Source organism: Rhodocaloribacter sp., assembly GCF_056451265.1.
In genome coordinates this window covers 1-13,046 of record NZ_JBWOPL010000013.1, presented here as the reverse complement: position 1 = coordinate 13,046, position 13,046 = coordinate 1, and the positions used below count along the sequence as shown (strand labels likewise).

Annotated in this window: 11 protein-coding genes; 5 read left to right on the top strand and 6 right to left on the bottom strand. The window is 68.2% G+C overall.

Translation table 11 applies throughout. The annotated features are described in order from the left end of the window. Window positions 1-88 precede the first annotated feature (88 nt). The 3 genes from glyA to AC1HIY_RS01285 all read right to left on the bottom strand — a co-directional run bounded on the left by glyA (window position 89) and on the right by AC1HIY_RS01285 (window position 2,597). On the bottom strand, window positions 89-1,396 hold the full coding sequence (gene glyA / locus AC1HIY_RS01295) for a serine hydroxymethyltransferase (protein ID WP_479574892.1): 1,308 nt from the start codon (window positions 1,394-1,396) through the stop codon (window positions 89-91). Window positions 1,397-1,489: 93 nt separating this feature from the next. Then, the gene (locus AC1HIY_RS01290) at window positions 1,490-1,840 is read right to left on the bottom strand and encodes a DUF4359 domain-containing protein (protein WP_479574891.1); all 351 of its coding nucleotides are present in this window, start codon (window positions 1,838-1,840) and stop codon (window positions 1,490-1,492) included. A 76-nt stretch (window positions 1,841-1,916) separates the two neighbouring features. Continuing rightward, the gene (locus AC1HIY_RS01285) at window positions 1,917-2,597 is read right to left on the bottom strand and encodes a DUF4159 domain-containing protein (RefSeq protein ID WP_479574890.1); all 681 of its coding nucleotides are present in this window, start codon (window positions 2,595-2,597) and stop codon (window positions 1,917-1,919) included. 198 nt (window positions 2,598-2,795) lie between these two features. On the opposite strand from AC1HIY_RS01285, the gene AC1HIY_RS01280 reads away from it, so the two are divergent. The 5 genes from AC1HIY_RS01280 to AC1HIY_RS01260 all read left to right on the top strand — a co-directional run bounded on the left by AC1HIY_RS01280 (window position 2,796) and on the right by AC1HIY_RS01260 (window position 6,984). Then, window positions 2,796-3,527 (top strand): response regulator transcription factor, encoded by a 732-nt coding sequence (locus AC1HIY_RS01280; protein ID WP_479574889.1) that lies wholly within the window; start codon window positions 2,796-2,798, stop codon window positions 3,525-3,527. A 40-nt stretch (window positions 3,528-3,567) separates the two neighbouring features. Further along, on the top strand, window positions 3,568-4,707 hold the full coding sequence (locus AC1HIY_RS01275) for a sensor histidine kinase (RefSeq protein ID WP_479574888.1): 1,140 nt from the start codon (window positions 3,568-3,570) through the stop codon (window positions 4,705-4,707). A gap of 119 nt (window positions 4,708-4,826) precedes the next feature. Then, a complete protein-coding gene (locus AC1HIY_RS01270; RefSeq protein ID WP_479574887.1) occupies window positions 4,827-5,288 on the top strand; it encodes a MarR family winged helix-turn-helix transcriptional regulator in 462 nt (153 codons plus the stop codon). 80 nt (window positions 5,289-5,368) lie between these two features. After that, complete coding sequence (locus tag AC1HIY_RS01265; RefSeq protein WP_479574886.1) at window positions 5,369-6,130, top strand: queuosine precursor transporter; 762 nt, start codon at window positions 5,369-5,371, stop codon at window positions 6,128-6,130. Then, window positions 6,130-6,984, top strand: coding sequence for an NAD-dependent protein deacetylase (locus AC1HIY_RS01260; RefSeq protein ID WP_479574885.1), 855 nt, complete (start codon window positions 6,130-6,132; stop codon window positions 6,982-6,984). The genes AC1HIY_RS01265 and AC1HIY_RS01260 overlap by 1 nt, the downstream gene beginning before the upstream one ends. Here AC1HIY_RS01260 and AC1HIY_RS01255 read toward each other — a convergent pair. From AC1HIY_RS01255 to AC1HIY_RS01245, 3 genes are all read right to left on the bottom strand, one after another. Then, window positions 6,950-11,263: an amino acid adenylation domain-containing protein gene (locus AC1HIY_RS01255; RefSeq protein WP_479574884.1), complete on the bottom strand. Its 4,314-nt coding sequence runs from the start codon at window positions 11,261-11,263 to the stop codon at window positions 6,950-6,952. The genes AC1HIY_RS01260 and AC1HIY_RS01255 overlap by 35 nt on opposite strands. A 49-nt stretch (window positions 11,264-11,312) precedes the next feature. After that, window positions 11,313-12,548, bottom strand: coding sequence for a pyridoxal-phosphate dependent enzyme (locus AC1HIY_RS01250; protein ID WP_479574883.1), 1,236 nt, complete (start codon window positions 12,546-12,548; stop codon window positions 11,313-11,315). 282 nt (window positions 12,549-12,830) lie between these two features. Continuing rightward, window positions 12,831-13,046 (bottom strand): hypothetical protein (locus AC1HIY_RS01245; protein ID WP_479574882.1); only part of this gene is annotated, 216 nt, incomplete at its 5' end.

Genomic DNA, 13,046 nt, shown 5'->3' with positions numbered 1-13,046 from the left:
GGCTCCTCGTCATCATGCGGGCGGCGGTGCGGCGGGCCGCCGGAATAGCGTGAACCGTCCGGCCCCGCGATCCGTTCCGGCCCCCGGCTCAGGCCACCACGAAATCGTAGAGCGGGAAGCGGCGGCACAGCTCGTGCACCTCGCCCCGCACCTCCGCCGCCACGTCCTCGTCGCCGGGGCGCGCCAGCACCCGGTCGACCATGGCGACGACGTGCCGGAACTCGTCTTCGGTGAAGCCGCGCGTGGTCATCGCGGGCGCGCCGAGCCGGATGCCGCTCGTGACGAAGGGGCTCTTGTCGTCGTAGGGCACCATGTTCTTGTTCACCGTGATCTCGGCCGCCTGAAGCGCCGCCTCCGCCGTCTTGCCCGTGAGGCCTTTGTTGCGGAGATCGATCAGGATCAGGTGGTTGTCCGTGCCGCCGGAGACGACCTCGTAGCCGCGTTCGAGGAAGGCATCGGCCATGGCTTTCGCGTTCTTAATCACCTGTTCGGCGTAGGCCTTGAACGAGGGCCGGAGCGCCTCGCCGAAGGCCACCGCCTTCGCCGCGATGACGTGCATCAGCGGGCCGCCCTGCGTGCCGGGGAACACCGCCGAGTCGAACAGTTCGCTCATCCGCTTGACGCGCCCGCTCTTCGGGGCGACCTTCCCGAACGGGTTCTCGTAGTCCTGGCCGAGGAGGAGCATCCCGCCGCGCGGCCCCCGAAGCGTCTTGTGGGTGGTCGTCGAGACGATGTGCGCGTGCGGCAACGGGTCGTTGAGCAAGCCGGCGGCGATCAGGCCCGCCGGATGCGCCATGTCCATCCAGAGGAACGCCCCCACCTCGTCGGCGATGGCGCGGAAAGCGGCATAGTCGAAGTCGCGCGGGTAGGCGCTCGCGCCGATGGAGATCATCTTCGGGCGGAGGGCGCGCGCCTTGTCCCGCACCTTGTCCATGTCGATGCGGCCCGCCATCGGCCCGTCTTTCTCGACGCCGTAATACTCGGCGTGATAGAGGAGGCCGGAGAAGTTGACCGGGCTGCCGTGCGTCAGGTGGCCGCCGTGCGCGAGGTCGAGCCCGAGGAAGGTGTCGCCGGGTTGGAGGAGCGTCAGGTAGACGGCGGCGTTGGCCGAAGCGCCCGAGTGCGGCTGCACGTTCACCCACTCCGCGCCGAAGAGGGTCTTCGCCCGGTCGCGCGCGAGGTTCTCGGCCACGTCCACGAACCGGCAGCCGCCGTAATAGCGCTTGCCCGGCAGGCCCTCGGCATACTTGTTCGTCAGCGCGGAGCCCATCGCCTGAAGCACCGCCTTCGAGACGAAGTTTTCGGAGGCGATCAGCTCGAGGCCGTTGTTCTGGCGCTCCACCTCCTGTTCAATGGCGCGATACACTTCGGGGTCGTTCCGTTCGAGTTCGGTCATCTCTTTTTCGAATGCCAATGTGGATAAGAACCGGCGGCCGGGATCGGGTGCAAGGTACAGAGAATCCCTTTTTCTAACCCGCGAATTTTTCTTTTATCGCCTCCGGCCGTTGCGGAGGGAGGCCGGCGCGTCGATCTCGAAGAAACGGCCCGCCGCACCGACGAAGCGCCACCGCTCGTCCGCTTGTCCGTCGCCGCCGAAGTCGATGGTGTAGACGCTGAAGAGGCCGTAGTTGTCGCGGTCGCTGACGCGGTTGACGAGCGCGCCCGCCACCTGCGCGCCGAAGCGCGAGAGCATGCGCCCGAAGGTCCCTTCGCCCGCCTCTTCCCGGATCACCGTCTCCGAGCGCGCCCGGACGAATGCCTGAAAATCATCCATGCCGGGGTTGGTGAAGACGAGCACGGCAAGGGCAAAACCGGCGAGAAGGGAAAGGAGGATGCGCATGGCCGGGGGCGGGCTGTGATTCGTTGGGTGTTTCGCTGTGCGTATGTCGTAAACAGGCCGCCGGCCCGGCCGTCGCTCAATGCATCAGGGCGTACGCCAGGATGTTCGCGCCCATTTGGAGGGCGGCCCGGCGCTTCTCGGGCGGATCGTGGTGCACCTCGGGCGACTCCCACCCGTCGCTGATGTTCGTCTCGTACGTATAATAGACGAGGAGCCGCCCGCCGTAGATCAGGCCGAAGCCCTGCGGCGGCTTGCCGTCGTGCTCGTGGATCTTCGGCAGGCCGTTCGAAAACTCGAAGTGGGTGTGGTAGATCTCATGCCCGAACGGCAGTTCGACGAACTCGAGTTCGGGGAAGACTTTCTTCATCTCCCGCCGGATGTACTTGTCGATCCCGTAGTCGTCGTCTACGTAGAGGAAGCCGCCGCCGATGAGGTATCGCCGGAGCCGGGCGGCCTCGTCCTCGCTGAGCCTGACGTTGCCGTGGCCGGAGAGGAAGAGGAAGGGGAACGTGAAGAGCTTGTCGCTCGTGAGTTCGACCACCTTCGCCTCGGGCGCGACGTCGATGAGGGTGTTCTCCTGCACGAACCGGATGAAGTTCGGCAACGGCGTCTGCGCCTGATACCAGTCCCCGCCGCCGCCGTATTTGACCGCCGCGAGGGTGACGGCGTGCGCATCCTGCCCGGCCGCCTCCCCGAACGTCCCGAGCAGCGCCGCCACCACCATCGCCCACAGCCCGCCTCGAATGCCTCTTCTCATGTCTGCCGGTCCTCTTTTCATGTTTGCCGGATCGTGGCTCCGCGCCCGCGCGCCGGCGCTTGAACGTGTGAAGCTACGCCTAAATCGTTCGAACGCGGCCTTTTACGACCGCTCGGGGAATATGTTTTTAATACTGCGGTAACATGACGGCCCGGCGCGGCGTGTAATTTTCCCCCGAACCCTACCCCGTCTTTCGCCATGATGCCCCACCCGATCACCATGGAAGCCGAAGCGCAAAACGCCGACACGCCCGTGATCCTCCTCGTCGATGACGAAGAGGACATCCTCGACCTTCTGCAATACAACCTGCGGCGCGCCGGCTTCGAGACGCGGCGCGCGCGCGACGGCGTGGAAGCGCTCGAGTCCGCCGAAACGGAGCCGCCCGACCTCGTCGTCCTCGACGTCATGATGCCCCGGATGGACGGCATCGAGGCCTGCCGGCGGCTGCGCCAGAGCGCGCGCCTCCGCCACGTCCCCATCATGATGCTGACGGCCCGAAGCGAAGAGGAAACGCACGTCCGGGGGCTCGACGTCGGGGCGGACATCTACCTGACGAAGCCCATCTCCATCCCCGTATTGCTCAGCCAGGCGAAGGCGCTCCTCCGCGGCGCCCACCGGTATGAGACGCCGCCGGACCTGCTCCGCATCCACGACCTCGAAATCGACCGCGACCGCTATCTCGTCTATCGCACGCGCGACGGCGAGCGCGAGGCCCTCCGTTTTCCGCGAAAGGAGTTCGAACTGCTCCGCTTTCTGGCGGCCCGGCCCGGCAAGGTGTTCAGCCGGCAGGTCCTCCTCGATCAGGTATGGGGGCGCGACGTGTACGTGGTGGATCGCACCGTGGACGTGCACGTGCGAAAGATTCGGGAAAAGCTCGGCGACGGCTATATCGAAACGGTCAAGGGTGTGGGCTATCGGTTCAAAGGATAGCGCGCCCGGGCGAACCTATGAAAAACGTTTCTCCCTTGTGATGAGCGACAGGCAACCTTTTTCCCGGGACGCCTTTGACGTCTCCGACGCTTCGGAAGCGGGCGCCGCTCCGGGGGCGCGGCGTGTGAGGCCGGGGCTGGCCGCGAAGATGGGGCTGGCGGTGGGCGGGGCGGCGGCGGCGCTCGGTCTCGCGCTCGGTCTCGCCTTCGACCTCGGACGTCCGGGCCTCGCGCTCGTCTTCGGCCTCGCGCTCGTCTTTGGTCTCGCGCTGGGAGCCGTCGCCTACGGCGTCGCGCGCCGGATGCTCGCCGCGCGGCTGGCGCTGGCCGCCGCCACGCTTGAGCAGATCCGCCGCCACCGCTTCGACGATCTCGCGGCGACGCGCCGCTCCGCCGGCGACGAACTCGACCGGCTGCTCGCCGAGGTCTACCGCACCGGGCAGGCGCTCGAAAAGGACCTGTGCGCCTTCAAAAAGGTCGAGAACTATCGTCGCGAGTTCCTCGGCAACGTCTCGCATGAACTCAAAACGCCGATCTTCTCCATTCGCGGCTTTGCCGAGACCCTGCTCGATGGCGCACTCGACGATGCGGACGTCAACCGGTCCTTCGTCGAGAAAATCCTCCGCAACGCCGGCCGGCTGAGCAACCTCGCCGCCGACCTGGCCGAGATCTCGCGCATCGAGACGGGCGAGTTGAAGATGGAGCATGAGCCGTTCGACCTCCGGCGCGTGGTGCGCGACGTGGTGGAGCTGCTCGAGCCCATTGCCGAGGAGCAGGGCATCTCGCTCCGCTATCGGGCGCCGGAGACGCTCCCGCCGGTGATGGGCGACGGCAGCCGCATCCGGCAGGTGCTCATCAACCTGGCTGAGAACGGCATCAAATACAATGACCGCGGCGGAAGTGTGGAGATCGTGGCGCGGCCCCTCGCCTCGGGGGAAGTGAAGGTCTCCGTCGTCGACAACGGCATCGGCCTGGCTCCGGAGCACCTCCCGCGTCTGACCGAGCGTTTCTACCGGGTGGACAAGAGCCGTTCGCGCGCGCAGGGCGGCACGGGCCTCGGGCTCGCCATCGTCAAGCATATCCTCGGCGCGCACGACCGCACCCTCATGGTCGAAAGCAGTCCCGGGCGCGGCTCCACGTTCGGTTTTACGCTGCCCACGGCCGAGGCCGACGCCGCGTAGCCCCGCGCGGAGGAACGCCGGAACGGATGCGGCGTTTGTCGGTACGTGCCCGTTGGAACAAGTATTCCGGCGCGCCTCTCGGAAACGCCCCTTTTCCTTGCGATCCCTCCACGCATCGTATGAAGCTCGCGGACCTCATTCAACAAGAACGGTTCCCCTCCCCGGGACAGGAAGCCATGTTCAACATCCTGGTCACGAGTTCGTGGTTGACGAGTGAACTCACCGCCGCCATGGCGCCCTTCGGCATCACTCCGGCGCAATACAACGTCCTTCGTATTCTGCGCGGGAGCCACCCCGAGGCGATGACGTGCAGCAACATCGGGGCTCGCCTGCTCGATCGCACGCCGGACGTGACGCGCCTGCTCAACCGCCTCGAACGCAACGACCTCATCCACCGCGCCCGCGCCCAGCGGGACCGCCGCGTCGTCGAAGTGGGGATCACGGAGAAAGGGCTGGCGCTGCTCGAACGCATGGACGGCGCCGTCGATGGCGCCGTGGCGCGCCTCACGCGGCACCTCAGCCCGGAAGAGCACGAACACCTCAGCGACCTCCTCGAACGTCTGCGCACCGATCAGACCTGACCGCGACCGCCGATCGTCGTTTCCCGTTTGAAAGAAAGCGGCTATCTTCGGAAGCGCCCTCCCACGCCGACCGGAAACGCATGTCTTCCCACGCCTATACCCTGAGCCGCCCGCAAAAGCTGTACGTCGTCTGCTCGGCGATCTTCATCACGGCGCTCGTGGTGGCCGAGGCGACGGCGAGCAAGTTCTTCACCGCCTTCGAACTGCCCTTCACGATCACCCTCTTCGGGCAGACGTTCGACGAGGTCATCATGACGGCGGGCGTGATCGCTTTTCCCGTCACGTTCATCATCACCGACCTGGTCAACGAGTATTACGGCAAGCCCGGCATCCGTTTCCTCACGTATGTGGGGATGGTGATGATCATCTTCGAGTTCGGCATCCTTCAGATCGCCATGGCGACGCCGGCGGCGGGCATCTCGCCGGTGCCGGATGCCGCCTTCGATCAGGTCTTCGGCGCGACGGGGCGCGTCATCGTCGGAAGCCTGACGGCGTACGTCCTCGGGCAGCTCGCCGACATCTCGCTGTTTCACTGGCTGCGCCGCCTCACGCACGGACGCCACCTCTGGCTTCGCGCCACCGGCTCGACGTTCGGCTCGCAGTTCCTCGACACGTTCGTGGTGCTCACGGTGGCTTTCGTCGGGCAACTTTCGTTTCAGGAGATCCTGGCGATCACGCTCTTCAACTACGGCTACAAGTTCCTCATCGCCGTGGTCATCACGCCGCTCATCTATGCGGCGCACTGGGTGATGGACCGGTACCTCGGGCATGAGACGGCCGAGGCGCTCATCCACCGCGCGGAGGCCTCCGACGCGTCGATCGAAGCGCCGGAGGCGGGCTGATGCCGCCGCCCGACGCTTTCTCCGCGCTCGTCGCGCACCTTCGCGACCGGCGCATCGTCGCGCTCACCGGCGCGGGGTGCAGCACGGAGTCGGGCATCCCGGACTATCGCGGGCCGGAGACGCGCCGCCGCGCGCGCAACCCCATCCGTCACCGGGCCTTCCTGCACGACCCGGAAGCGCGGCAGCGGTACTGGGCCCGGAGCGCCGCCGGATGGCCGCGCATCGCTGGGGCGCGGCCGAACGCGGGCCACGACGCCCTTGCCCGCATGGAGCGAGCGGGCTCCGTGTGCGGGGTCATCACGCAGAACGTGGACGGGCTGCACGAGGCCGCCGGGAGCCGCCGCGTGGTGGCGCTTCACGGCGCACTGGCGCGGGTGCGGTGCCTCGGCTGCGGCGCCACCGAACGACGCGACGTCTTTCAGCGGCGACTGCTCATGCGCAACCCCGGATGGGCCTCCCGCCCCGCTGAGATCGCCCCGGACGGCGACGCCGAACTCGCGCCCGAGGCGACCCGCGCCTTCGACGTGCCCGGCTGCCTCCGGTGCGGCGGCGTGCTCAAGCCGGACGTGGTCTTCTTCGGCGAAAACGTCCCGCGCGAACGGGTGGCGGCGGCCTGGCGGCTCTTCGACGCCGCCGACGTCTTGCTCGTGGCAGGCTCCTCGCTCGCGGTCTATTCGGGCTATCGTTTCGTGCGAGAGGCCGTTCGGCGGTCGATGCCCGTCGCCATCGTGAACCTCGGTCCGACGCGCGGCGACGCCCACGCCACGGTGCGCCTCGAAGCGCGGCTTGGCGAGGCGCTTCCCCGCCTGGCGGCGGCGCTCACCGAAGCGCCCGCGCGCCGAGATACGGCTTGAGCCGTTCGGCGAGCGCCTCGACGTGCGGCGGGCGCATCATCGAACGGTGGTCGCCCGGCGTCACGTGCACGGTCACGCGGCCCACGGCCAGGCGCTCCCACTTCCGGCGCACGCGCTCCACTCCTCTGTCTCCGGCTTCGGCAGCGCGGAAGAAGACGAGTTCGCCGGGATACGGCTCCGCTACGTAGCGATGCCGCGCCTCCTTGTGTGCGCTGCGGATGGTGTGGAGATGGGGGTTTTTCCGGTAGTGCCGCCACCAGTGTGCCACCCTCCGCCATTGCTTCTTCAAACGTACGCGCACCACTTCGGCAAGCTCTCCGCGCCGGAGGCGAAAGAAGAAGCGTCGCGCATAATAGGCGAAGGTGCGGTCCGCCGGATCCGGCGGCTTAGGAGGAGCGAGGTTCGGGGGACGCATCACGTCGAAAAGGGCGAGGAGGCCCACGTCCTGTCCCTGTGCGTGAAGCTGTTGCGCCATTTCGAAGGCGACGATCCCGCCGAAGCATTTGCCTCCGAGATAGTACGGTCCCTCCGGCTGAAGGGCGCGGATCTCGGCGAGGTAATGCGCCGCCATCGCCTCGACGCGGGCATGCGGCGCGGCCTCTCCCCGGAGTCCGACCGGCTCCAGTCCGTAGACCGGCTGGTCGTCGCCGAGGCATCGGGCGAGGTCGGTGAAGATGAGGTTGGTCCCGCCGTGGGGAGGCACGCAGAAGAGCGGCGGCCTGGCGCCGCAGGGCTGAACGGCCACGAGCGAGGGCCCCGTCGGCGCGGCGGCTGCGCTTTCGAGCGCGGCGAGGTCGGCGAGGAGGGGGTGCTCGAAAAGCTGCCGAAGGGTGAAGGCGAGCCCTACCCGCCGCGCCCGTGCGACGACCTCCACGGCATGCATCGAATCGCCGCCGAGGGCGAAGAAGTCGTCGCGGCGGCCCACGCGCTCCACACCGAGCACGGCCTGCCACACGGCTGCGAGGGCGCGCTCGATCTCCGTGCGCGGCGGCGCGTAGGGGGGGCGCTCCGCCCGCTTCGTCTCCGCATGGCCGTGAACGGTCACGGAGGGCTCCGGCCTATGGGTACGGACGGCCCCGTCGCCGCGCTCGAGGCCGGGCCTCGCCGCCGGTTCGAACGGTCCCGCCGCGCCGACCGGCCGCCCGGCGTCCTGGAGGAAGGTCTCCATCATCCCGAGGAAGAGCGCGACGGTCCGGTCGGCCCGGGTCTCGGTGAAGACGTCGGTGTGAAACTCGAAGTGGAGCGTCATCGGTCGCCCCGCGCCTTCGTCGTAGACGTGAAGCGCGAGGCTCTCGCGTTCGTGGCCGGTATGCACGCGTTCGAACGTCACGGGCACGCCGCCGAAGGTGTCGGGGAAGAGGGGAGGATTGTAGTTCAGAACGACGTCGTACGCCTTCTTCGCGACGGCGTACGGCGTGTGTTTCAGACCCGCCGTGTATGCGTCCACCACCTTCTCCATGAGCGCGCGGAAGGAGTCGTCCGCCGTCACGGTGGCGCGCACCGGGAGCACTTCCATGAACAGCCCGAGGGTTTCGCGGAAGCGGCGTCCGGGACGGTTGTGCACGGGGGCGCCGAGCGCGAGCCGCCGCGCCCCGCTGAGGTGGTGGAGGCAGCCGAAGAGGAGCGCTCCGAAGATGCCGAACGTCCACAGGCCGGGGAGTCCTTTTTGCGCTGCCGCAAACGCCCGCACCCGCTCGGCCCGCGCGGCATCGAGCGCGCGGGTGACCCGGCGGATGCGCGTCGTGCGTTTTTCCACCGGTTTCCCGAAGAACGGGATTGGCGGAAGGTCTTCGGCAAGCACACGCTGCCAGTGCGCTTCCGCGGCCCGATAGCGCGGGGTGGCGCGGTCCTGCCGTTCATATGCCGCATACGCTTCGAAGGGCGGGAGCGCGGGTGGTTCCGGTGCGCCGCCCTCCGCGCGGGCATAGGCTTCGTCGAGGCGGCGGAGGAGGAGCGCGCATGAGACGGCGTCGCAAATGAGTTGGTGCTGGTTGAGATAAAAGACGAAGCGGTCGGCTGCGAGCCGGAGGAGGGCGGCGTCGACAAGGCGCCCGGCGAGGTCGAACGGCAGCCGGCAGCGCGCGCTCGTCCACGCGCGGCACGCCGCCTCGGGGTCGCTCTCGCGCGAAAGGTCGATGAGCGGGACCGCGAGCGGAAGCGCGGGCAGGACCTCCCGGCGCGGCACGCCGTCGCGCTCGCGGATGACGGTGCGGAGCGTGTCGCTCGCCGCCACGAGGCTGTGGAGCGCTCGCCGGAACCGCTTCGGATCGAGGGCGCCCTCGATCGTGAACGTGACGGCGGTATGGTAGAGGGGCGCGTCGGGGTGGAGTTTTTGCCCTACCCAGATGAGGAGTTGGTTGCGCGTCAGGTTCGTGCGCGCTTCGAGGCTGCCGGCATCCTCCGAGGCGTGTCGCCGCCCGAGCATGGCCGCCATCTCCGCCACCGTCGGCGCATCGAAGAGGGAACGGAGCGGGAGTTCCACGCGGAACGCATTGAGCACGCGCGAGATGATCTCGATGGCGCGGAGCGAGTCGCCGCCGAGGTCGAGGAAGCGGTCGTGGATGCCGACGCCTTCGAGCCCGAGGGTCTCGGCCCAGATCTCGGCGAGCGCGGCCTCGGCGGGCGTGCGCGGTGCGGCGTAGGCCACGCCGAGGTCGGGGCGCGCGCGACCCGGCGCGGGCAGGGCGCGGCGGTCGGTCTTGCCGTTGGGCGTCTGCGGGAGGGCGTCGAGCACGACGAACGAGGCGGGGATCATGTGGTCGGGCAGCGTCCGGGCAAGCGCTTCCCGGAAGGCGCTCGCGGTGGGGGCGGGGCGCGCGTGCGGCGTCACGTACGCGACGAGCTTCGCCTCGCCCGTCGCCTCGTCCGTCCAGGCCGTCACCACGGCGTCTTTCACGTTCGCCACCCCGGCCAGCGCCCGTTCGACCTCGGCGGGTTCGATCCGGAAGCCGCGGATCTTCACCTGAAAGTCCTTTCGCCCGAGGTGCACGAGACACCCGTCCGGCGTCTTCCGCCCGAGATCGCCCGTGTGATAGAGCCGCGACACGCCGTCGCCGGCGGGCCGGTACTTCTCCGCCGTGATCTCCGGCTGCCGCCAGTACCCCGGCGAATGGTGTCGGCTCCGCACGACGATCTCGCCCACTTCGCCCGCAGGAACCGCCGCGCCGTCTTCGTCGAGCACAAGCACCTCCGCGCCCGCCACCGGGTATCCGACCGGCACGCGGTTTCCCTCGAACGTGCTCTCGTGGTCGAGCAGGTATTCGGTGATGGCCCCGGTCTCGGTGGTCGCCAGCGCATTATAGAGGAGGCAATGGGGACCGAAGTGCTTTCGGTAGGCCTCCCAGTCTCGGCGGAAGACGGGTTCGCCGCCGAGCCGGATGAGCCGGAGGTGGGGGAATGCCTCGTCGCCGGTGAGGGTGCGGGCGAAGTGGCGAAAGAGGGTGGCGGTGGTGCGGAAGACGGTGATTTGCTCGCGGTGGAGCCCTTCGGCGAGGCCGCTCATGCCCTCGCGCTTCACGTCGAAGGGAAAGAGGCTCGCGCCGTTGAAGAGGGCTGCCGAGAAGAGTTGCACGCCGAGTTGGGTGTAGGCGGTGGGCAGCATGAGCCGGTCGTCCGGGCAGATGTGCGCGCCGTTCGTCCAGTTCTTCGCGTCGTGGAGTTGCCCGCGATGGGTCTGCACGACGCCTTTCGGGCGGCCGGTCGAGCCGGAGGTATAGAGGAGGTAGGCGAAGGTGTCCGGTGTGAGGGGGCAGGCGGGGTCGTGGTCCGGTCCTCCGGCGACGAGGGTCTCCACCTCCAGGACCGTGCGGTCGTTCCCGGCGAGGGCGAGGGCCTGCGCCCGGTTGCGGCGGTCGGTCAGGAGCACGGCCGCGCGTGCGTCGGCGAGCATGTACGCGGTGCGTGCGGGGGGATACGCCGGATCGAGCGGGACGAAGATCTTTCCGGCTTTGAGCGTGCCGAGGACGGCGGCGATCATGGCGGCGCCGTTGTCGAGGAGGAGCGCCACCGGCTCGTTGGCGTCGCCGCGCGCGTCGAGGAGGGCATGCGCGATGCGGTTCGCCCGGCGGTTGAGTTCGTCGTACGTCAGCGCCCGCCCCCGCTCCCGGATGGCGAGGCGGCCGGGGAAACGCCGCACCTGCGCTTCGAAGCGCGCGGGGATGGACTGCTCGACGTCCGCCTCCGCGAAGGGGGTGAAGACGCCCGTGGGGTGCGCGCACCGCGCCCGGAGCGCCTGCTGATGCTCCGGCATCGAATAGGGGAAGGGGGAAGGATGGGCCATGGCTGGTGCTTCTTGAGGCGAAGGCGCGCGCCCGTCGGGGCCTGATGGGTCAGTGTACCCGTTCGTTCGTGCGCGAGCGGATGCGGCGGCTGTAGGCCGTCACGGCGGCTTCGAGGGTCGCGCTCGGCACGCGCCCGTCCGGGCGGGTCCGACCGTCGGCTTCGGTCAGGGCGCTCGTCAGGCAGCACAGCACCCGGCTGCCCCGCGCGATGGTCCCGGCGTCGATCTCCTTGAGCGTCCCGACGAGCGCCATCAGCCCCGTCCGCTCCACCGGCACGCCGTCTGCCCCCACCGGCACGTCCATGCCGTGCTCGCCGAATGTCTCCAGCACCGTCTGCCCGTCGATGGGGCTCGTGAGCGTCTCGACGAACGTGCGCCCGTCGAGGGCCGTCATGTCGCCGTCGGTGTGTTCGAGCAGCCGCTTCAGCTCGTCGAACGTCCCGTACGTGTGGGGCCGCACGTCGTAGAGGATGCGGGAGATCAGGCCGTCGGTCGAGTCGATCTCCACCGGTTCGACGGCGGCGCTCCGGGCCTGCCACGCCCGGTACATGGGGCAGTTGGCCGCTTGCTGAATGCCGAGGAAACGCGGCACGCCGCCGATCTCGCGGGCATGATTGCACAGCACCGAATAGATGCCGATGGGACCGAAGGCGGCGCTGATCGTCTGCGTGATCCAGTCGAAGCCCCCGTGTTCGAGGATGTGTTCGAGCAGGAAATAGCCCCGGTACTTCGAGGCTTCGTAGCGCCATTCGAGGAGCGGGATGTGGCGGATGCCCGTCTGCTCGTGAAACTGCCGCGCGGCGCGTTTCACCTCTCCGGGTTTTTCCACGGCGATGAGGTGCGCCGTCTCGGGCGCGAACGTGGCGCTGTTCATCAACGGCAGGTTCTCTTCGGGGAGGAAGAAGAACGTCTCCATCCCCGCCGCCTGTCCGTACGCCGTCAGCGCCGAGCCGGAGTTGCCTCCCGACTCGAAGACCACGCGGTCGTATCCGTTCAGTCTGCATTTGGCGATGATCACGCACCCGGCGATCGAGCGCATGGTCTTCGTGTGCATGAACGAGGTTTCGTCGAGGACGAAGAGGTCCACGCCCCGGTAGCGCATGAGGGGGAAGATGCGCGCGCCTTCGCCGAGGCTCACGGCTTCGAGGCATTGCTTGTAGGCGGCGTCGCGTTCCTCCGTCGGCTCCACGGGAAAGGCGTTTCGGTAGCGGAGGACGATGCTCGTTTCGGGCGGATACGCGGGATCGATGCACGCATCCACCTCGAGGCGGTGGTTTCGACTCATGAGGGGCTCGTCAATGATGATTGGATATAATTCAGACGCCCTTTTCGGTCAAACACGACAAAAGAACGAGAAAAGCCTGCCCGAAAATGTCACGGGCATTCGCGGTGTGTCTTGCCTGTGAATGGCCGAAACGAAAAGAGAGGCACTACGACGCCCGGGACCCTGAGCGTTGGACGTATGCAGGCGGCTTCATGAAGCGTATGATGCGAAGCGCCCGCGTCATAATGATATAATGATAGGGGAAATCATCGGGTATGTCAAGCGCGCGCCGGACGCGGACCCTCACGCCGCCTCGGTGGCGAGGATGAGGCCGGCGGGGAGGGCTTCGCCGAAGGCCCACTCGGCCTCTTCTCGAGTGTCGATGGTGGCGGGGTTGAGCAGGCGTTCGCGGAAGTGCGCGCCGCCGGGGACGCGGGTCAGCCACCGGGCGACGCGGTTGACGACGGACTCGGGCAGGTCGCGTGCGCGGTCGCCGGTGCGGCGGGCGAGCCGGACGAG